20 protein-coding genes and 1 pseudogene are annotated in these 18,860 nt (G+C 63.4%); 8 read left to right on the top strand and 13 right to left on the bottom strand.

The genetic code is table 11. The features are described from left to right. Positions 1-154: 154 nt before the first annotated feature. On the top strand, positions 155-982 hold the full coding sequence (locus tag WDX12_RS22010; protein WP_434721992.1) for an NmrA family NAD(P)-binding protein: 828 nt from the start codon (positions 155-157) through the stop codon (positions 980-982). Positions 983-1,015: 33 nt separating this feature from the next. Here the strand turns inward: WDX12_RS22010 and WDX12_RS22015 are convergent, their stop codons facing one another. Further along, positions 1,016-1,942 (bottom strand): hypothetical protein, encoded by a 927-nt coding sequence (locus WDX12_RS22015; protein WP_434721993.1) that lies wholly within the window; start codon positions 1,940-1,942, stop codon positions 1,016-1,018. Between the two features lie 112 nt (positions 1,943-2,054). Continuing rightward, positions 2,055-2,714, bottom strand: a complete 660-nt coding sequence (locus WDX12_RS22020) for an FkbM family methyltransferase (protein WP_434721994.1) — start codon at positions 2,712-2,714, stop codon at positions 2,055-2,057. A gap of 474 nt (positions 2,715-3,188) precedes the next feature. Here WDX12_RS22020 and WDX12_RS22025 point away from each other — a divergent pair. Continuing rightward, a pseudogene (locus tag WDX12_RS22025) lies at positions 3,189-3,404 on the top strand (DapH/DapD/GlmU-related protein); the annotation flags it as partial. A gap of 112 nt (positions 3,405-3,516) precedes the next feature. Next, on the top strand, positions 3,517-4,482 hold the full coding sequence (locus WDX12_RS22030; RefSeq protein WP_320296241.1) for a glycosyltransferase family 8 protein: 966 nt from the start codon (positions 3,517-3,519) through the stop codon (positions 4,480-4,482). A gap of 287 nt (positions 4,483-4,769) precedes the next feature. Here WDX12_RS22030 and WDX12_RS22035 read toward each other — a convergent pair whose 3' ends face one another. Continuing rightward, complete coding sequence (locus WDX12_RS22035) at positions 4,770-5,012, bottom strand: DUF982 domain-containing protein (RefSeq protein WP_434721995.1); 243 nt, start codon at positions 5,010-5,012, stop codon at positions 4,770-4,772. A 273-nt stretch (positions 5,013-5,285) separates the two neighbouring features. Between WDX12_RS22035 and WDX12_RS22040 the strand changes: the two genes are divergently transcribed. Then, positions 5,286-5,450, top strand: a complete 165-nt coding sequence (locus tag WDX12_RS22040; protein WP_434721996.1) for a hypothetical protein — start codon at positions 5,286-5,288, stop codon at positions 5,448-5,450. 154 nt (positions 5,451-5,604) lie between these two features. Here WDX12_RS22040 and WDX12_RS22045 read toward each other — a convergent pair whose 3' ends face one another. Further along, positions 5,605-5,850: a DUF982 domain-containing protein gene (locus tag WDX12_RS22045; protein ID WP_434721997.1), complete on the bottom strand. Its 246-nt coding sequence runs from the start codon at positions 5,848-5,850 to the stop codon at positions 5,605-5,607. A 106-nt stretch (positions 5,851-5,956) separates the two neighbouring features. After that, complete coding sequence (locus WDX12_RS22050) at positions 5,957-6,151, bottom strand: hypothetical protein (RefSeq protein ID WP_320296237.1); 195 nt, start codon at positions 6,149-6,151, stop codon at positions 5,957-5,959. A gap of 428 nt (positions 6,152-6,579) precedes the next feature. On the opposite strand from WDX12_RS22050, the gene WDX12_RS22055 reads away from it, so the two are divergent. Further along, on the top strand, positions 6,580-6,939 hold the full coding sequence (locus tag WDX12_RS22055; protein ID WP_040988334.1) for an ArsR/SmtB family transcription factor: 360 nt from the start codon (positions 6,580-6,582) through the stop codon (positions 6,937-6,939). Between the two features lie 478 nt (positions 6,940-7,417). On the opposite strand, the gene WDX12_RS22060 is transcribed toward WDX12_RS22055, so the two are convergent. From WDX12_RS22060 to WDX12_RS22080, 5 genes are all read right to left on the bottom strand, one after another. Continuing rightward, the gene (locus tag WDX12_RS22060; RefSeq protein ID WP_320296236.1) at positions 7,418-8,224 is read right to left on the bottom strand and encodes an ABC transporter permease; all 807 of its coding nucleotides are present in this window, start codon (positions 8,222-8,224) and stop codon (positions 7,418-7,420) included. 5 nt (positions 8,225-8,229) lie between these two features. After that, positions 8,230-9,063, bottom strand: coding sequence for an ABC transporter permease (locus tag WDX12_RS22065; RefSeq protein WP_434725690.1), 834 nt, complete (start codon positions 9,061-9,063; stop codon positions 8,230-8,232). A gap of 21 nt (positions 9,064-9,084) precedes the next feature. After that, positions 9,085-10,200: an ABC transporter substrate-binding protein gene (locus WDX12_RS22070; protein WP_434721998.1), complete on the bottom strand. Its 1,116-nt coding sequence runs from the start codon at positions 10,198-10,200 to the stop codon at positions 9,085-9,087. 71 nt (positions 10,201-10,271) lie between these two features. Then, complete coding sequence (locus WDX12_RS22075) at positions 10,272-11,366, bottom strand: ABC transporter ATP-binding protein (RefSeq protein ID WP_434721999.1); 1,095 nt, start codon at positions 11,364-11,366, stop codon at positions 10,272-10,274. Positions 11,367-11,734: 368 nt separating this feature from the next. Next, on the bottom strand, positions 11,735-12,631 hold the full coding sequence (locus tag WDX12_RS22080) for a LysR substrate-binding domain-containing protein (RefSeq protein WP_434722000.1): 897 nt from the start codon (positions 12,629-12,631) through the stop codon (positions 11,735-11,737). Positions 12,632-12,713: 82 nt separating this feature from the next. Between WDX12_RS22080 and WDX12_RS22085 the strand changes: the two genes are divergently transcribed. From WDX12_RS22085 to WDX12_RS22095, 3 genes are all read left to right on the top strand, one after another. After that, positions 12,714-14,309 carry an amidohydrolase gene (locus WDX12_RS22085; protein WP_434722001.1) on the top strand — a complete coding sequence of 532 codons (1,596 nt, stop codon included), beginning with the start codon at positions 12,714-12,716 and terminating at the stop codon, positions 14,307-14,309. A 32-nt stretch (positions 14,310-14,341) separates the two neighbouring features. Beyond that, positions 14,342-15,274, top strand: coding sequence for a dimethylarginine dimethylaminohydrolase family protein (locus WDX12_RS22090; protein WP_040988460.1), 933 nt, complete (start codon positions 14,342-14,344; stop codon positions 15,272-15,274). Positions 15,275-15,442: 168 nt separating this feature from the next. Further along, positions 15,443-16,165 (top strand): 3-keto-5-aminohexanoate cleavage protein, encoded by a 723-nt coding sequence (locus WDX12_RS22095; protein ID WP_320296230.1) that lies wholly within the window; start codon positions 15,443-15,445, stop codon positions 16,163-16,165. Positions 16,166-16,311: 146 nt separating this feature from the next. Here WDX12_RS22095 and WDX12_RS22100 read toward each other — a convergent pair whose 3' ends face one another. The 3 genes from WDX12_RS22100 to WDX12_RS22110 all read right to left on the bottom strand — a co-directional run bounded on the left by WDX12_RS22100 (position 16,312) and on the right by WDX12_RS22110 (position 18,682). Next, the gene (locus WDX12_RS22100) at positions 16,312-16,713 is read right to left on the bottom strand and encodes a GFA family protein (RefSeq protein WP_320296229.1); all 402 of its coding nucleotides are present in this window, start codon (positions 16,711-16,713) and stop codon (positions 16,312-16,314) included. A 23-nt stretch (positions 16,714-16,736) separates the two neighbouring features. Further along, positions 16,737-17,795, bottom strand: a complete 1,059-nt coding sequence (locus WDX12_RS22105) for a Gfo/Idh/MocA family protein (RefSeq protein ID WP_434722002.1) — start codon at positions 17,793-17,795, stop codon at positions 16,737-16,739. A 101-nt stretch (positions 17,796-17,896) separates the two neighbouring features. After that, positions 17,897-18,682, bottom strand: a complete 786-nt coding sequence (locus WDX12_RS22110) for a ThuA domain-containing protein (RefSeq protein ID WP_434722003.1) — start codon at positions 18,680-18,682, stop codon at positions 17,897-17,899. Positions 18,683-18,860: the final 178 nt, after the last annotated feature.

Raw genomic sequence — 18,860 nt, forward strand, 5'->3', positions numbered from 1 at the left:
ATCGGCTCTGGAATCAGCAAGCAAAGGGTAGGACAAGGCCGTCCACCGATCGTATCGGCCCGCGGCGTATCGAGCCGCTGCGATCAAACCGCGCAATTCGAAAGGAGCGATCATGTTCGCTGTCACTGCAATCACCGGTCGCGTCGGCGGCACGTTGGCCGAAGCGCTGCTCAAATCCGGCCACAAGGTTCGCGCCGTCGTTCGCGACCAAGCCAAGGGCGCGCCGTGGCTTGCCAGGGACTGTGAGGTCGCCGTCGCCGATCTCGGCGATGCCGGGCCGCTTGCCGCGGCGCTCTCGGGCGTCAAGGGCGCGTTCATCCTGTTGCCGCCGGTCTATGATTCCGAGTCCGGTTTCCCGGACGTGCTGCCGAGGATCGCCGTCATCCGCGAAGCATTGCATCGGGCGCTGCCTCCCAAAGTGGTCGCGCTGTCGACGATCGGCGCGGATGCGGCACAGCCCAACCTGCTAAATGTGCTGCGCCTGCTCGAAGAGGCGCTCGCCGATCTGCCCGTGGCGGTCACGTTACTGCGTGCCGCCTGGTTCATGGAAAATGCCCAGTGGGATCTCGCCTCGGCGCGCGACGGCGGCGTCGTCGAGAGTTACCTCCAGCCGCTCGATCGCCCTATCGCGATGATCGCCACCGCCGATGTCGGCAGGACGGCTGCCGAACATCTCCTGGAGGATTGGAGCGGTCACCGCGTGATCGAGCTTGAAGCGCAACACCGGGTGTCGCCGAACCAAATCGCCGCCGCCTTCGCCAAAGCCCTCGGCAGCAAGGTCGAGGCGCGCGCCATTCCGCGGGAGCGCTGGGAGTCGATCTTCCTCGGCCAGGGCATGCGCCACCCTGAAATGCGCATGCGCATGCTCGACGGCTTCAACGAAGGCTGGATCGATTTTCGCGATCCGAGCGCTGAACGGAGCAAGGGGAGAATTGGGATAGACGAAGCGATTGCGAAGATCGTCGGGGAGGCTGGACGTTGAGTTGACGTTTCGGGCGGCAGACCCAAAGATTCGTCAGAAGTCGCTCACCGCCTGTCCGGCGGTGCCGCCCAGATACGTGTTCCACACATAGTCCCGAAGCATTTCCCGATGCTCCACCGTTCGGTGGTGATAGCCAGGCCTTTCGGGGTATGACACGCCGGCGAGATGAAAGAAGGCACCGTCGATGAATTCGTGATGCCCGACCGCGCCCGCCATCGTCATGGGGCGCTGTTCCAAGGTTGCGACGGCAACATCCGCCTCTTCGAGCTTCGAATAGAGGATCGCCCAGTTTGCGCCGCCTGTGTCGAGGCCGAGGTTCAAGCGGGGGTCGAAGTTCAGTTTGCGGTCGGCCACGGCTGAGAACCGGTAGAAGCAATAGCCAGCCCACAAGTTCCAGTGCCGATCATCCGCTTTGGCTTTGTAGACGTGGTTTTCCGTGCCGTATGCCCTGCGGCCATACACGGCTTTGCCGGCCAGCTTGGAGGGAATGTCAAATGGCGTGACTGGGAAGCAGTCGTGATCGATGAAGCCGAAAAGCTCTGGCTTCAGATGGCGCACGATGTTGTGGAAGGCCCATGTGATGGCCGTTCCGTGCGATCTCGACAGGTGCTTTTCGACCCGCATCGGCAGGGCAAGGTAAGGCACGCCGCGCATTTTGCAGATGCGCGCGATGGCTTCTCTGGCCGCGACCTTGGTCGAGTTGTCGACGACGACCAGCGTCATCCCCGGCGAGTGCATTTCCCACGCTTTGGTCAAAGCGTCGATCACCCAGGGCACGTTGAACGCGATGGTAATGCAGACGCGCGACACTCCGGCGTCCTGCAATTCTTTCGCAAGAAGGCGCCCGGACGCGCGCCCCCGATATTCGAAGACCTTGTAGACGAACTGGTTGCGGAGCGCCTTCGCCTGGATCACCGTCCGGCTGCGGCTCAGTCTGTTAACTAACGGTTTGAATGCCAAGGCTGCCTCGCAATAGCGGCAGCCCCCCGATATGCTCTTTGCCCAGCGTCGCTGGAAAATCAAGCGGCTGGAGATCCCATCCAAAGGGCGCGGATGGTCCGACGGCTTCGCTTCAGCCCCAGTCCAGATCGATGTTGGTGATATTTTCGCGGGAAATGCGGTCGCGGAGAGCTCGAATCCTAATGGCAAGGTCGGGCGATAGCCTCTCGTGGGTCTCGACCAAGATGCGCCCTATGGAACGATAGACACCGTCGTTTAGCATGGCTTCGATGCATTCCGCCTCGGCGCCCTCAATGTCCATTTTGACGATGGCGATGGGCTCCCGGATATCTTTCAGGAATTCGACGAGATCAATCACCTCGACCGCAAAGGTGGGTCCCTTGGCGTGCGCAGATACCTCGAAAAGGGATGACCACTCCGTCATCCGTACGTTGCGGGTGTCCGGGCGCTGATGCAGGGTGGCCTTCCTTGCCGATCCTCCGACCGCTTTTGGCACGATCGTCACACGCTTGTCGCTGCCGAAGCGGCGCGTCAGCATTTCGAGCGCGGTAGGATCTGGCTCGAAGGCGATTACTCTCATGCCATAACTGAGGGCATGGCGCGTGACATCCCCCACATTGGCGCCAAGATCGATGAACAAGCCGCCTGCGGGTGTGGCCTTCATCAGTTGATGGAAATTGAATTCCGCCTGCCTTTTCGGGCGTGGTGGCCGGTGCCATCTGCGGTACAAATGCCAGCGCAGCACGAATTCAAGATAGCTTTCCTGTAACACAGCCCATCCGCCGTTTGATCGAGGCGGGTATAGTCTTGGCTCGACCGAGGATCAACTACGCTTCCTCGATCACGAAGTTTCCAGTGCCTGTCCGAAGTTGATCCCGCTGTTTGGCAACAGAACTGCGCTTTCCGACAGCTTTGAGGTTGTTGGCTCGGCCGATCTGCGGCTATGTCGACGAGAACGAGGTTGGGTTTTCGAATGTCGACATTTTCCAAATGGCTGAGGGAAGTCCGTTCCAAACTGCCGGAGCATGTGACGGTTGGCCGTCACACCTACGGCGTGAAATGGCAGAAGGTCATGTTTCCCTCGAAGGACGCTCCGCTGAAAATCGGAGCCTTCTGCTCCATCGCGGGCCAAGTGCGTTTCATGTGCTCTGGCCAGCATCAGACCGACAGCGCAACGTCGTTTCCGATCTACAGCCGCTTGCTGAAGCAGCCCGAGCCGATCCCCAATGGCGGCAAGCCGGCTGGCATTACCATCGGCAACGACGTCTGGATCGGCAATGGCGCGATGATCCTGCCGGGTGTGGAGATCGGCGACGGTGCGGTCGTCGGCGCCGGTGCCGTCGTCACCAAAAATGTGCCGCCCTATGCCATCGTCGGTGGCTCTCCGGCCAGGCTGATCAGGTACCGCTTTTCGCAAGACGTCATCTCACAGCTGCTAGCCATCCAATGGTGGCATTGGGATGACGAGAAGATCAAAGGCGAGGCGGCTGCGCTGACAGGTCCCATAGAAACTTTCGTAGCCAGGCATTCTGTGGCAAGCACCGCCACCAAGCCGGTCGGATAGACGAAGACGAATGACGAAATCATGTTTTTTCATAGCGGCCGACGCCACGTATTTTCCTTATGCCTGCCTTGCGGCGCGCCGGATATTGGACGTTTCACAAAAACCAACGGACGGTTTCATTCTTCATCTCGGAGCAAGCGAGGCTGACAAGAGCGTCGCCGACCGTCTGTTGGGAGGCCGCATTCAACTCATTGACGTAACGGAATTCATGGCGGCCTCCGGGTACCGTTTTCGCCCGGGCAGCGTTGCCACTTTCATCCGGCTCTTTGTCGATCAATTTGCGGAGTTCGCGTCTTACGACCGCATCGCGCACGTCGATTGCGATGTTCTTTTCAACCGGGACATAGCCGACTTGGTGGAGCAGCCCATTCAAGCGGCGCTCCTGGCGGCGCATGACGACTACATGTATTTCCGGCCATCTTATCGGCAAAAAATGTCCATGCAGCCGGGCGCGCCTTACTTCAACGCTGGCATCATCGTGTTCAACATGGCGCCGGTGCTCGAACAGGGGCTTATGAAGCAAGCCCGGAAACTCGCCGTCGAAGGTCAGATGAACGATCAGAACGCGCTCAACATCGTCTTCGAGGGCAAATGGCAGACGATGCATCCGAACTGGAATTTGCAATCGCTGGGAACCAGCGAGTTCCGCTTCTCGCAAGCCTGGGCAAGGCATTTCGCCGGCGGCAAGCCGTGGGGCAATCAGGTCGGGGTCGAGCTCGAAGCGCTGTGCATCTGGCGCGACCTGGCCAAGGACACGCCCTGGCAAAAGCCGTTCGAGCAGCGCATACCTTTCGAGCGCGGCGTGATGAAGCGTTTCTTCCGGCGCTTCGATGCTGTTGCCGGTCTTTTGGGCAAGGACGTGCAACGCCGCCGGGCCAGATATGACGGCACGAAGATGCATCGGATCTACGCCCGGCAGGCGGACGAAGGAGCGATGGCGGTCCAGTTTCCGGAAGTGCTTGGCGGATTTGGCTGATCGGTCCGCCGCGACGCCTGTGGATAGTAACCCCTCGTTTACCACGCGCAGGCGCTCGCGTTGCGGCCCGGCATCCGACTCGCCGAAATGGAGCGGCCTGAACCCGTCAGGCAACCCCGAAGCCCAGCGGCCGGCGTTTCATGTGCCCCACGGGATGCGTGCTTGAACGTGTTCCGCAGTATGCGCCGGCCGTCGCTTCGCCCTCATGGAAAACAAAAGCCCGCCGCGGCAATGGGAAACCGCGACGGGCTTGGCGTCCACGATGGGACGCCATGGGGAAATCGAGGCTACGCCAGCAGGCCGGCGACCTTGGCCGCCTTACGCAGCGTCTTGCGGGCTTCCACCGGGCTGCGCAGACCGTCGAGCGCGTCGCGGCAGACGCGGCTTGCCGTCCGCCAGGCGCCGTCGCGCGCCTGTCCCGGCCAGCGCTGGTCGAGGCATTCCATAGCCTCGAAGCAACTCGAAACCTTGCGCTGGCCGTTTGGCTGGAAATCGATCACGATCGGTTCGGAAAACCAGACATCGTTCATCACTTTCTCCGTTTCTTATGATCGTCTTTTGGGCAAGCAAGCGACGCCGGACGGCGCCGATGCAGGCCGAGGGCGATTGCCGACCCGCGCGTTAACCAACCACCGCGCATTAGGTTCCGAAGAATTTCCATGGCCAGGACGGGCCGCGTCCAAACGGGTCACGGGCCGGCGAATTCGCGATAGCTGAAGAATTGCGTGACCAAAGTCACTGACGCACCCTCGCGGGCGGCGCTAATGAATCCGGCAGGCTGATGAAACGCGGGAAGACCTCTCATGCTTATCGCCGTGCTCGCATCCACCATGACCGTCGCCACCTTGATGGCGACCGCTTTCGGACTCTACGAGGAAATACGGCTGAGCCGTGCGCGCGCTGAAACGGATCGTTTGCCCGCGCTTGGAACAGCGCGTCGATTTGCCGTCAAGCGGCGCGATCGATAGGCTCGACGCCGCCGGGCATGTTCACGCCGCTTCAACTGGCCATGTGCATCTTTCGGGCCGGGATCCTGCTGTCGCCGGCGGTGTTCGCGGTGCTGGTGCTCTTGTGGCTTTACCATCGATAGGCGGGCCTGCGGAATGCGAGTCCCGCCATGCTCTATTCCACCAGCACATGCGCTTCGCGCGCTGCGACGATGAAGGCTTCCCTGGCGTTGTCCGCCGCGACGTCGCCGCTGATCGCCCGGCGGCAGGCGCGCAGCGCGGCGCCATGCGGCGCGCTGCCGGCATCGCGCCATTGGCCGGTCAAAAGTTCGACCGCTTGCTCGGCGTTGGATATGTGGCGGATCGAGCCGGAAACGCCAACGGCGACTTCGACCGGCCTTGAAAACCATCCCTGGATCATCGCTAATCTCCCGAAATATCTCGGAACACGATATATTTTATCGTAGTATCGCGTGGCGGAACGTCAACTTAACGTGAAGCCGTCTCACCAATGCGGCAAACGCTGCTCATCGTCCGAGCGGCCTCCGCGAAAGCTCGATCAGCTCCGCCTCGTCGGTGATGCCCGCCATGTAGTTGGCGATGATGCGCGAGGCGCGCGCTTCCTTCTGTTCGGCGGTCTCGCCCTCGACATTGCCGTTCTCATAGACCCGGCCAAGCATGGCCGTCTCGTCGGGGGTGAACGTGTTGCGTATGACGGACATGGCTTCCTCCTCCAGCCCGGTCCCTTTGCCCGACTAATACTAGCACGCTTCGAGATCGGGAGTGAGTCGCGGCAACATCGCGGCCGAAGTCTCTTCGTACGGGCACGTCGGCTGCTGTGCTTGCTTGCCTGCGGTTGGCCGCTGCTTTGCCGGTCTCGTTATATTCTTGCCGAATGAGCGCTTCGCTGATACGCATTAGCAGCGTGGAATTTTTCCGAGTCTGCATTGACTTGCGCCCAGAAAAGCGCCGCGCGTTCTGTCCGAGACCAACAACCCCGACGTGGTGGCAACCGGGTTACGAAGGGGTTCTGGTTGAAAAGAAGCAGGGCAGGTCCCGTGTGCAAATCGGGGCATGCTCACCAACGCTCTGGAACTCTGAAGCCATTGCCCCCATGGCCTTCGGAAGAGCATGAAGCATGGGGAAATCGATGGTCACCAAGAAACTTACCGCCAACGCAGAAAGCGCGGCAGCCTTTCTCGCGGTGATGGGCAACGAGAAGCGTCTGCTCATCATGAACTACCTGGCCGAGGGCGAACTCTCTGTCGGCGTGCTCGCTGACAAGGTCGAACTCAGCCAATCGGCGCTGTCGCAACACCTGGCCAAACTGCGCAGGTTTGGCCTGGTCGAAACCCGCCGCGATCGTCAGATGGTCTATTATTCTTGCAAGTCTTCGGCAGCGCGCGAGCTTTTGGCGCTGCTCGACGGCCTGCTGGCCATGGACAAGCCGCTTGCCGGACCGGCAAGGCAGGCGTTTGTCGAGAGGATGCGGCGGCCGCAGGCCGCCTGAACTCACTGCTACGCACGGACGAGGCCGGGGGGCCTTCGTCCGGCGCGGTGCCTCGATGGCGCAACACCACGAACAAGAGCCGCACGGCGGTGCCGCTGATACTTTCCTGCGCCTCAAAGCCGAATCCGCCGCGCCGCTTGTAGGACGGACGGTTCATCACATTTGTTTGAGAGACGAGCCTCAAAGTTTCGGAAAGCTCATTTTAAGCTATTGATATAGAAGGATTTTCTTGCGAAAGTCGGCGCCGGATCCGGCCCAAGATTACAGATTCGTAAGTCGCCTCGCAGGCCTCCGCTGGCTAACCTTCTGAGTCGATCCACACCCCCGGATCATGACGGGCCTGGGCATCGCTATCGAGCCGGGGCAGCTGGTCATAACCGGCACTTGCGTTAAGCCGATAGAGGTCGAACCCGGCGATGAAGTCACCGGCGACCTTGGGAGATTTGGCCGCGTCTCGGTCAGGTTTGTCTGAGCCGTTTCAGCGTGCGGCGCGCTGCCTTGTGACGACGCTGCGCACGGCGAGCACCAGCACGGTGATGATGATCAGGATCACCGACAGTGCCGCGATCGCGGGATCGATGTTGTCGCGCAGGCCCATCCACATCAGCCGGGGGAGGGTGATGGCGTTGACCGAGGTGATGAACAGCGTCACGCCGATCTCTTCCCAGGAAAGCACGAAGGACAGCAGCGCCGCGGTGACGATGCCGAATTTGATGTTGGGCATGATGACGCGCGTCGCGCGCTCCCACACGCTGGCGCCGAGCCCGCGCGCGGCAAGGTCGATGCGCCGGTCGAGTTGGCTGAGCGACACCAGGATGAGCACCGTGGCGAAGGGCACCGTCATCACCGAATGGGCCATGGCGACACCCAGCCAGGTGTCGTAGCCGAAGAACGACGTGAGACCGGAGACCGAGGTGAGCAGGAAATAGAGCGTCACCGCCGAGACCACAGGCGGCACCACCATCGGCAGCAGCACGAAGCCGACGAGGGCAGCGGTGAAGCGTGGCTGGAACATCCACACGCCAAGGCTGAAGGTGAGGGCAAGCGCGGTGGAAAGGATGCTGCTGACGATGCCGATCCTGAGCGAAAGCAGGATCGACTCCAGCCAGCGCGGATCCTCGATCAGCGAGCGGTAGTGGCGCAGCGACAGTTCACCCGTCGGCATGGTCAGCATGCGGCTCGGCGTCAGCGACACCGGGATGACGGCCAGCAGCGGCATCAGCAGGAACAGCGCCACCAGCACGGCCAGGATCAGCGAAACGGGGCCGGGGCGATAAGTCGGCATCTTGGCTACACCAATTGCTTCGGTTTGACGTAGCGGAACATAAGCGCCATCAGCGCGCCGACGAACACCACCAGCACGACGCTGATCGCCGCGCCCAGCCCCCAGTCGGGACTCTGGAAGATGCGAAGATAAATCAGCTCCGCGATCATCACGCTGCGGCCGCCGCCGAGGATCGCCGGCGTGACGAAGAAGCCGAGCGAGAAGACGAAGGTGATCAGCGCCGAGCCGATGATGCCCGAGCGCGTCATCGGCACGAACACCGTCCAGAAGGTGCGCATGCGGCTGGAGCCCAGGCCGCGCGCGGCGAGCAGTACGCGCTCGTCCAGGCTGCGCATGGCCGATGCCAGTGGGAACACCGCGAAGGGGATGAGGAAATGCGACATGCCGACGATGACGCCGAACTCATTGCGCACCAGGGTCAGCGGCTCCGAGATGAAGCCGATCGATTGCAGCCAGGTGTTGATCAGGCCGCGGTTGGAGAGCAGCGCCACCCAGCCGAAGGCGCGCGTCAGCACCGAGATCCAGAACGGCACCAGGATGCAGAACTCGGCAAGCACGCGGTGCGCCGGACTGCCGCGCACCCACACCACGGTGATGGCATAGGCGGCGGTGACCGAAACCACGGTGACGATCGCCGCGATGCGCAGCGTGCGGATAAACACCGACTGCACCAGATCGTCGGTGAGCAAAGCGTGATACTGGCCGAGCCCGGGCGTGGGGAGGGTGAAACTCCACTTCACCACGCCGAGGAACGGCCATGCATAGGCGAGGACGAGGAACAGGAGCAGCGGCGCCATCAACAGCGCCGCGCCCGTCCTGTCGGAGAGGGTGCCTCTCATCGTCAAGAAGCTCTCGGCCGGTCAGGCCGAGATGATCTTGGTGTATTCGTCGAGCGCGGCGCCGTAGTTCTTGGCGTACCATTCCATGTCGAGCGGAATCTGCTTCTTCATGTTGTCGGGATCGACCGGGTTGATACGCTTCTTGTCGACCGGGATCAGCGCGTCGGTCGCCGGATTGGCCGGGCCTTGGCCAAGCTTGTCGAACATCACCAGTTCCTTCTGCGGATCCTGGGTGCTGGCAATGAACTTCATCGCCGCGTCCTTGCCGCCGGGGTTGTTCTTGAGCACGGCGAGCGCGCCGGGCGAGATCAGGCCCTGGTCCCAGATGAACTTGATCTGGCCGCCGGAATCCTGCTCGATCAGCGAGGCGCGCGTCGACCACACGATCGCCATCGAAGCCTCACCGTTGAGCAGCACGCTCTGGCTTTCGGCCCCGCCGCCCCAATAGGAGACGACGTTTTCCTTGAAGGCGGCGATCTTGTCATGTGCGCGCTTCAGATCGAGCGGATAGAGCGAGGCGGGTGCTACGCCGTCGGCCAGAAGTGCTGCTTCCCAGCTCGACACGCCCCATTTGTAGAGCGAGCGCTTGCCGGGGAATTTCTTGACGTCGAAGAAGTCGGCCATGCCGGTCGGCGCATTGGAGCCGAACTTCTGCGAGTCGTAGGCGATCACATAGGAGAAGAAGTAGGTCGAGGCGGCATATTCCCAGCCGAAACCCGGCCGCATCTTGCTCTTGTCGACGATCTTGTAGTCGATCGGCTCGAGCATGCCCTGGCCGCCGAGCGTGATGGCCGAGAACGGGTCGACGTCGACCAGGTCCCAGGTCGGCGCGCCGCTCTTGTACTGCGCGGCGATCGCGCCTTCGGTCGGGCCCGAGCCGTCCATCTTGACCGGGATGCCGGTGTCCTTGGTGAAGGCCTGGCCGTAGGCTGCGTCATAGGCCGTGATGGCGTCGCCGCCCCAGTTCACCAGCACCAGCCCCTTGGTCTCGGCGAAAGCGCCGGTCGAGCGCAAAAGCATCGGCGTGCCGGCGAGCACGAGGCCCGCAAGCTGCGCGAACTGGCGGCGTGAAATCTCACCGCGCTTCGCCCGCTCAGCGAGGTTTTCCATTGCCTGTTTCTTCGTATCGTTCGTCATGTCAGTTCCCCTTGTTGTCGTTGATTTGAACCGGAAGCCGATGCGGCTGAATTCGGGCCGCGGCGGCGCTCTCATTGTCCTCCGTCCGGAAGGAGGAAACCCTTTTCGGCCGGCCATGTCAGCCAGACGGAATTGCCTTTGCTCAAAGCTGCCGCCGCGACCTCGTTCGGCACCGAGACGGTTACCTTGGCGCCCTGGCGCGTGGTGAGGTCGAGCTTGGTCGCAGCCCCCAGATAGGTCGAGGCGACAGCGGTCGCGGCGATGCCGTTCTCGTTGACTGACGCTTCCGGCGCGATCGACATGTCCTCGGGGCGGATGGCAAGAATGGCGTCGCCCTTTATCGCTTCGGCCTTGCAGCGCATGTTGACCGCGCGGTCCTCGCAGAGGCCCGTGGCGCCATTGTCGGCGGGGCGAACGCCCTTCACCGGCAGCATGTTGATCTCGCCCAGGAACTCGGCGACGAAGCGGTTGGCGGGCCGGTCATAGACCTCATCCGGCCTGCCGACCTGCAGAAGCTTGCCGTGATTGAAGATGGCGACGCGCGACGACAGCGCCAGCGCCTCGCTCTGGTCGTGCGTGACGAAGACGAAGGTGGTGCCGGTCTCCTGGTGCAGCCGCTTCATCTCGGCCTGCATCTGGCCGCGCAGGCTCTTGTCGAGCGCCGAGAACGGCTCGTCGAGGAGCAGCACGCCCGGTTCGAACACCAGCGCGCGGGCCAGCGCCACGCGCTGCTGCTGGCCGCCGGAAAGCTGCGCCGGCAGCTTCTTCTCATGGCCGTTGAGGCCGACGCGCTCAATCATCTCGCCGACACGGCTTTTGATCTCGGCGGCCGATTTCTTGCGCACCTTGAGCGGGAAGGCGATGTTCTGTTCCACGCTCATATGCGGAAACAACGCGTAGCCCTGGAACACCATGCCGGCAGCGCGTTGCTCGGCCGGCCGGTTGGTGATGTCGACGCCGTCGCTGAAAAGCTTGCCTTCGCTCGGCTGCACGAAGCCGGCCAGGATCATCAGGAAAGTGGTCTTGCCGGAGCCGGAGGGTCCGAGCAGCGTCAGGAACTCGCCGCGGCCGATATCGAGCGACAGATTATCGAGCGCGCGGAACGAGCCGAAGCTCTTGCCGATCCCGTTCGCCTTGATTTCTGCGGCCCGGCCGGGTTGCTGCATCCTGGCTCCTTCCTCAGTTCCCAGAGAAATCGTAGGCATGGCGCGCGTTCACCGCAACCGAATAGTTTTCGCCTGATCGGCAAATTTGATTCACGGGTGGCCGATATTGGCGGGTGATTGGGGCGTCTACGGACGCGGGCCTTCGGCGCTCACCGGCGTTCGCGATTGGCGAAAGCGTTCACGCCGTCGTCATTCCAGGGCGGAGCAAGGAGCGAAGCGACGCGCGCAGACCCTGGAATCCATGCCGTGACCTTATACGCGCCGCAACGGTGCAGAATTCTGGTCCGCCGTGTTCGACGGCAAACGTCACGGCATGGATCCTCGGGTCAAACCCGAGGATGACGAAAGCGAAGGGCACTCGCCCCGCCTCAATACTTCGCCAGGCTGCTCTCCGACAACTTCGCTCGCAGCCAGTCACTGAAGGCGTTGAGCACCGGGTGTCCGGCCTTGGCGTGTTCGAACACCAGGAAATAGGCGCGCGGCGAGGGGACCGACGCTTCGAACGGCTTGACCAGCCGGCCCTCGCTCAGCGCCCTGCGGCCGGTCAACTCGTCGCCGAGCGCAATCCCCTGGCCGGCGATCGCGGCCGAGAAGACGAGGTTCATGTCGGAAAAGAAGATGCCGCCCTCGGTATCGGGGTTCTCCACCTTGGACAGCGCGAGCCAGCGCGCCCAGTCCTCGGTGTCGGAAAGATGCAGGAGATTGGCGCGCAGCACGTCGGCGGGTTTGGAAAAGCCGCCGACCTTGTTGAGCAGCGTCGGACTGCAGAGCGGCGTGAAGTGGACTTCGCAAAGCAGTTCCACCGCTCGGTTCGGCCAGTTGCCGACGCCGAAGGCGATGAAGGCGTCGGCCTCCGGGTTGGAGACGTCGTCGAGCCGCCTTGGCGTCAGCACGGAGAGCGCCACATCCGGATACATCTGCTGGAATTCGCCGATATGGGTGCAAAGGAACATCGAGGCGAAGCCCGGCGGGCAGGAGATGCCGAAGGAGCCGCCGACGCCGGCGCCGCTGTTTTGCGTTCCCGCGTCGCCGAGCACGGTCAGCGCCTTCCGGACATCCGCCGCGTAGCGCTGGCCGCGCGGCGTCAGCGCCACGCCCTTGCCGATACGCTGCAACAGATCGAAGCCGAGGTCGCGCTCGAGCAGCCTCAGCTGATGCGAGACAGCGCTGCGGGTGAGGTGGAGCTCGTCGGCGGCGCGCCACACGCTGCCATGACGGGCGAAGCTGTCGAGGGCGCGTAGCGCCTGTGTGGAGGGTATTCGCAAGGGACCTCAGGTGAACCGAATTTGCACGAACCGGGAAAACATATCACTTTTTGATGAGCCGCTTCACTGCTTTCTTGGGTCCATGGAGAAACCGGTGACGACCCAGGCGCAAGAAACCGCGCTTGCCTGTATCGACAGCATCCAGCCGCTGCTGTCGGCCTGGACGCGCACCATCTTCGATTTCGGCGAGACCGCCTGGCGCGAGTACCAATCGGCCGCCTGGTATGTGGACCGGCTGAAGCGCGAGGGCTTTTCGGTCGAGGAAGGCTCGGGCGGCATGCCGACCGCCTTCTGCGCCCACTGGACCAATGGCGACGGCCCGGTGATCGGCATGTATGGCGAGTATGACGCCGTACCTGGCAACTGCCAGGACGCCGCGACGGTCAAGCGGCCGCGAGAAGGGTTGGGCGTCGAGGCCGGCGGCCACACCGATCCGCATTCGGGGCTCGGCATCGGCAGCCTTGGCGGGCTTCTCGCCACCAAGGCGGCGATGCTGGAGCACGGCATCAAGGGTACGCTGCGCTTCACCGGCGAGCCGGCCGAGAAGGTGAGGGGCTCGAAGCCGATCCATGCCGCGAAAGGCTACTATGACGGCCTCGCCGGCATGATCTCCTTCCATCCTTTCTACATGCTGCCGCTCTGCAACACGGCGCGCTGGGACACGCATTGCGGCGCCGCCTATTCAATGATCTACCGCTTTGTCTGCGACGAACCGGAGAACTGGACCCGCGCGGCAACCGATGGCGCGCCGATCCCGCAGGCGCATTCGGCGGTCAGGGCGCCGGGCGCCAACGACGCGCTGATGATGATGTACATGGCCTCCAAGGCGCTGCGCGATTCCATGCTGACGCATCAGGGCGGCTGGTCGATCAGCGAGGCGATCCTGACGGCCGGCCAGGCGACCGCCGACAATTTGCCGGCCGGCCTCGCCGAGATCCAGTACATGATCCGCGTGCCGACGATCGCGATGGCCGAGCAGGTGAGCGCCGTGCTCGATCGCAATGCGGAAGCAGCGGCGAAGATGAGCGGCTGCCGCTACGAGCGCCACTGGGTCTCGAAGTCGCGCCCGGGATTGGCCAACCACGCCATGGCCGACATCACCTACGCGGCGCTCTCCACTGTCGGCGCTCCGCGCTGGGACGAGGCAGCCAAGGCCATCGCTCGCGAAATCCAGGTCAATGCAGGCGGCGAGCTGGCGGAAAACCCGTTCATCGACGAGCTGGAGCGGCTGATTTCGCCGCAAGAGGCCGAGGCGATCCTGCGCCGCGACCTGCCGCCATCGCAGGTGAACTCCACCTCCGACGACTACACCGACATGAGCTGGCACGCGCCGACGTCGCGCTTCTACGTTGCCCGTCCGGCGCTACGCGCGGCCAAGGGCCATACTTATCCGGCCTGGGTGATGAACGCGCTGGGCGGCATCCCCGCCACCATCGATCCGATGGTTACCTGCGCCGCGAAGACGGTCGCGCTGACGGCGCTGCGCCTGCTGGAGGACAAGGCCGCGCGCGATGCCGCGATGGACGAGTTCGTCAAGCGAACCGGCGGCGGCGTCGGCGGCTCGAACTGGATCGCGCCGCTCTGCGACTATGAACCGCCGATCCATTTCCGCTGGCCGGAATATGTCACCACGCCGCGCGGGCGCGACTGGTGGATTCCGGCCGCTTCGACCGCATAACCGATCAACAGAACAGTCCAGAGGAGAACACCATGACCGTCCATGACCGCATCGTCGCCGAGCCGTTCTCGCTGCAGCGCCGCAACCCCAATGGCGGCACCAAACCGCTGACCGCCTGGGGTTTCGCCAACGAAACCGACGTCTTGACCGACGTGCTGCTCGGCTCGCCCAATTTCCTGCGCCATCTGTCGACCAGCTCGCTGTCCAGGAAGCATCTGCGCGAGGCGCCCTGCAACGTCCAGATCGCGCAGGCGCAGCACAAGGACCTCGTCGCCGCCTACGAGCATTTCGGCGTCAACATCCATTGGCACGAGCCGACGCCGGAACTGCCGATGCAGGTCTATTCGCGCGACTCCAGCGTCATGACGCCTTACGGCGCCTTCATCACCGCCATGGCCAACTGGTGGCGGCGCGGCGAGAACTACGCCGCCATCCGCACCTATGAAAAGCTCGGCATCCCGATCTACGACATGGTGACGGCCGGCACCTTCGAGGGCGGCGACTTCAACGTCATCGAGGAGGGCGTGGTGCTGATCGGCTGCGGCGGCGCCCGCACCCAGGAAGAGGGCGCCCGCCAGGTGCAGGACTGGTTCGAGAAGGAAGGCTGGGAGACACGTCTTGCCTTCATCGACGAATATTACGTCCATATCGACCTGATGGTGGTGCCGATCGCCGAAAAGCTCACTGCCGTCTGCCTCGCCTGCACCGAGCCCGGCATCGTCGACTGGCTGAAGGGCAAGGGCCACGAGATCATCGATGTGCCCTTCCAGGACACGATGGCGCTCGGCTGCAACTTCATGTCGCTCGGCAAGGACAGGGTGATCGCGCCGACCTCCAGCAAGACGCTGATCGAGAAGCTGAAGGCTCAAGGCTTCGAGGTCGCGGCCGTCGACATGAGCGAAATCTCCAAGACCGGCGGCGGCATCCACTGCATGGCTCAGGCGCTGAAGCGGGTGCCGGCGTAACGGACTTTCGAACTTCGGCAATCGTCCACGATGAAAGCCAATCCCTCTGGCCGACAGGCCAGGGGGATGTTTCTTGCGCGGCTTGTCAGGAAATTTCCGTCGCTCCGGTTCCGGCCAATCCGATCCTGCGCTAGGCTCCCCGCCAGCCGAAACAGGATTGCCGCGAAGATGATCGTCCAGGCGTGCATCAACGGCGCCCGCCCCGCCGATTTCCATCCCGCGCTGCCGCTCGATCCTGAGGCGATGGCGCGCGACGCCGCCGCCTCGATTGCGGCGGGCGCCGCCGAGCTGCATGTGCATGCGCGCGGCACTGATCGCCGCGAGAGCTTGGCGCCGGAAGCGATGGACAGGACGGTCGCGGCACTCCGCCGCGCCTGCCCGGGCACGCTGATCGGCGTCTCCACCGGCGCCTGGATCGAGAAGGATGATTTGCGCACCCTGGTCGCCATCTCCGGCTGGCGCGAACTGCCCGATTATGCCTCGGTCAATCTCAGCGAGACGGCGGCGCCGGAAGTGATGGAGGCCCTGCGCGGCCGCGGTGTCGGCATCGAGGCTGGGCTTGCCTCGATCGGTGACGCTCTAAGGCTCGCTAGCCTCGACCATGGCGGCCGGGTGCTGCGCGTGCTGATCGAGATTTCCGAGCAGGCGCTGGACGAGGCCTTCGCCGTCGCCAACGGCATCGGGAAGGTGCTTGAGCGCGCCGGCATCCGCCGCTCCATCCTGTTGCATGGCGAGAACGCCACGGTCTGGCCCTTCGTGGAGAGGGCGGCGGCGAGGAAACTTTCGACGCGGGTGGGGCTGGAGGACGGCAAGGAATTGCCGGACGGCAGCATAGCCGATGGTAATGCCGCGCTGGTGGCGGCGGCGGTCGGGATTTATCGCGGAGCGTGACCCTGATTCCTCGCCCCACGCAGTGGGGAGAGGTGGCTCGGCGAAGCCGAGACGGAGAGGGGAGCACCCTACGAAGGCCCCCGCTCCGTCCGCTTCGCGGACACCTCTCCCCCGCCGCTGGCGGGGGCGAGGAACCAGCTCAGCACTCAGCCAATTTTCGCCAAAGGCTCGGCTTTTATCTCGACCCACTCGCAGCGGCGGCTGTCGTGGTAGAAGGACTGGAAGGGCGGCGGAAACGACGGGTCCGCGAACGCGCCTACCGGAATGGCGGTAAGGCCGGGTTGCGTGTCGATGCGATAGTGGACGGTGGTTCCGCAGTCCGGGCAGAAACTATAGATGACACGGCCGCCCAGCTCGCCGACGCGCGTAAACTGTGCCGACCGCCCCTCTATCGAAACGTCCGCCTCGGCAAATCGCACATTGTAGCTGAAGGCGCTGCCGGTGCGCCGCTTGCAATCAAGGCAATGGCAAACCGAAATGCGCACCGGCTCGCCCGAACAGGTGGCTGACAGCTGACCGCAGGAACATTCGGCGCGACGCGTGACCATGCTGGCTCCTTTCAGCAATGACCTTACTGCGTATCCGCGTTCGCCCTCAACTCGGCGCGTTTCTCATCCGACACCACGGCGAGGTCCAGCACCTTCTGCAGGCCTGCCGCGTGGCGGAAGGTCGGTTCGGTCTGCACGCCGCTCTTCACCGCTTCGACGAAACGCTGGTAGTTGGTCGGCACGGAGCCTGCATTGAGCTCCTCCCATTTGGCGCTCTCTATATTGTCGCCGATACAGGCCCTCAGAGCCGAGCCTTCGAGATTGTGCACCACCTCGATACCGCCCTTGTCGCCATAGATGCGCAGGCGCAATTCGTTCATGTGGCCGGTCGCCCAGCGGCTGGCATGCACCACGCCGAAGGCGCCGTTGGAAAAATCGAGCGTCATGGCGAAGCTGTCATTGGCGTCGAGCTGGTAGTCGCCGATGCGGTTGCCCGGTGCCTTGTCGAAGGCGCGCAGCCGGCAGAAGACATGGTCGATGTCGAGCGCCGCGCCATAGCTCGCGAAATCGAGGATATGGATGCCGACATCGCCGAGCACGCCGTTGGAACCGTGGCCGCGCGACAGCCGCCACAGCCATTTCGGATCGGTGCGCCAGTCGCCCCAGAATTTCGACACGAGCCAACTCTGCAGGTAGGAGGCTTCGACATGGCGCACCGTGCCGATCTCGCCGGCCTGCACCATCTGGCGCGCTTTCTGCAGCGCGGCCACGTTGCGATAGGTGAGGTTGACCATGTTGACGACGCCGGCGGCTTCCGCGGCATCGGCCATTTCGCTCGCCTTGCCGAAATTTTCCGCCAGCGGCTTCTCGCACAGCACCGGCGTCCCGGCGGCGACCAGCGCCATCGTGGTCGGGTGGTGGATACGGTCCGGCGTGACATTGGCGACCGCGTCGAAGTCGCCCCAGTCGAGCGCCGCCTCCAGCGAGGTGAAGCGCTTCGGGATCTTGTAGGCGTCCGCGTATTCATCGACGCGGGCCGCATCGACATCGACCGCGCCGACGATGTCGATGCCCTCGATGGCGCCGAAGCGGCGGGCATGTTCCTGCGCCATCCAGCCGGTGCCGAGTATCAAAAGCCGCATTTTGCTTCCTTGAGCGATTTGGTTCGATTCAATCGTGTGAGATGAATGTGACCCAGGCGCTGTTTCCGCGCAATCCCGCACGAAGCAGGCAAGCGCCTTTTTTAGCGGAAGCCGGCCTCGCCATGCGCGTGCAGCTTGGGTCCGCGCTCCTCGATCGGCTCCAGCGCCTTCTCCACCGGCACGTTCGGCGCATCGAGGATGGCGGGCTTCGACCCTTGCGGGTTGTGCGCCCATTTCACCGCGTTGCGCAGCACTGTCTGGACCGTCGCATCGTAATAGGTTGGATAGGTTTCGTGCCCGGGGCGGAAGTAGAAGACATTGCCGGCGCCGCGCCGGTAGGTCAGGCCGGAGCGGAACACCTCGCCGCCCTGGAACCAGGAGATAAACACGGTTTCCAGCGGCTCCGGCACGGCGAACTGCTCGCCATACATCTCCTCGTTCTCCAGCTCGAAGAACTCGCCGACGCCTTCGGCGATCGGATGGTTGGGGCTCGTCACCCAGAGCCGCTCGCGCTCGCCGGCTTCGCGCCATTTCAGCGTGCAGGGCGTGCCCATCAGCCGCTTGAAGATCTTCGAGAAATGGCCGGAATGCAGCACGATCAGCCCCATGCCCTGCCAGACGCGGCGAGCGACGCGCTCGACCACCTCGTCGGCCACCGCGCCATGGTCCTTGTGGCCCCACCAGACCAGAACGTCGGTTTCGGCGAGGCGGGATTGCGGCAGGCCGTGCTCCGGCTGCTCCAGCGTGGCTGTCGAGGCGGAGATCGCCTTGTCCGTGTTCAGCGCCTTGGCGATGGTCGCGTGCATGCCTTCCGGATAGATGGAGGCGACCACCTCATTGGTCCGCTCATGGATGTTCTCGCCCCAGACGACAGCGCGAATTGTCATGGATTGCCTCGTGAGTGATTGGGAGCCGCCCCGCGCCATAGATAGCGCCTTCGCCCGGTATTGAAAGCGGTTTTCGAGCGCCGCCCCGATGCACCTGGAGCCTGACACGAAAGTCTCCATGCCGGCCAACGACATAGGCCGTTATGCTTCGATGTTGATTCAACCCTGATCAGCCAAT

Source organism: Mesorhizobium sp. RIZ17, from assembly GCF_051127865.1.
In the GTDB taxonomy this organism is placed as follows: domain Bacteria; phylum Pseudomonadota; class Alphaproteobacteria; order Rhizobiales; family Rhizobiaceae; genus Mesorhizobium; species Mesorhizobium humile.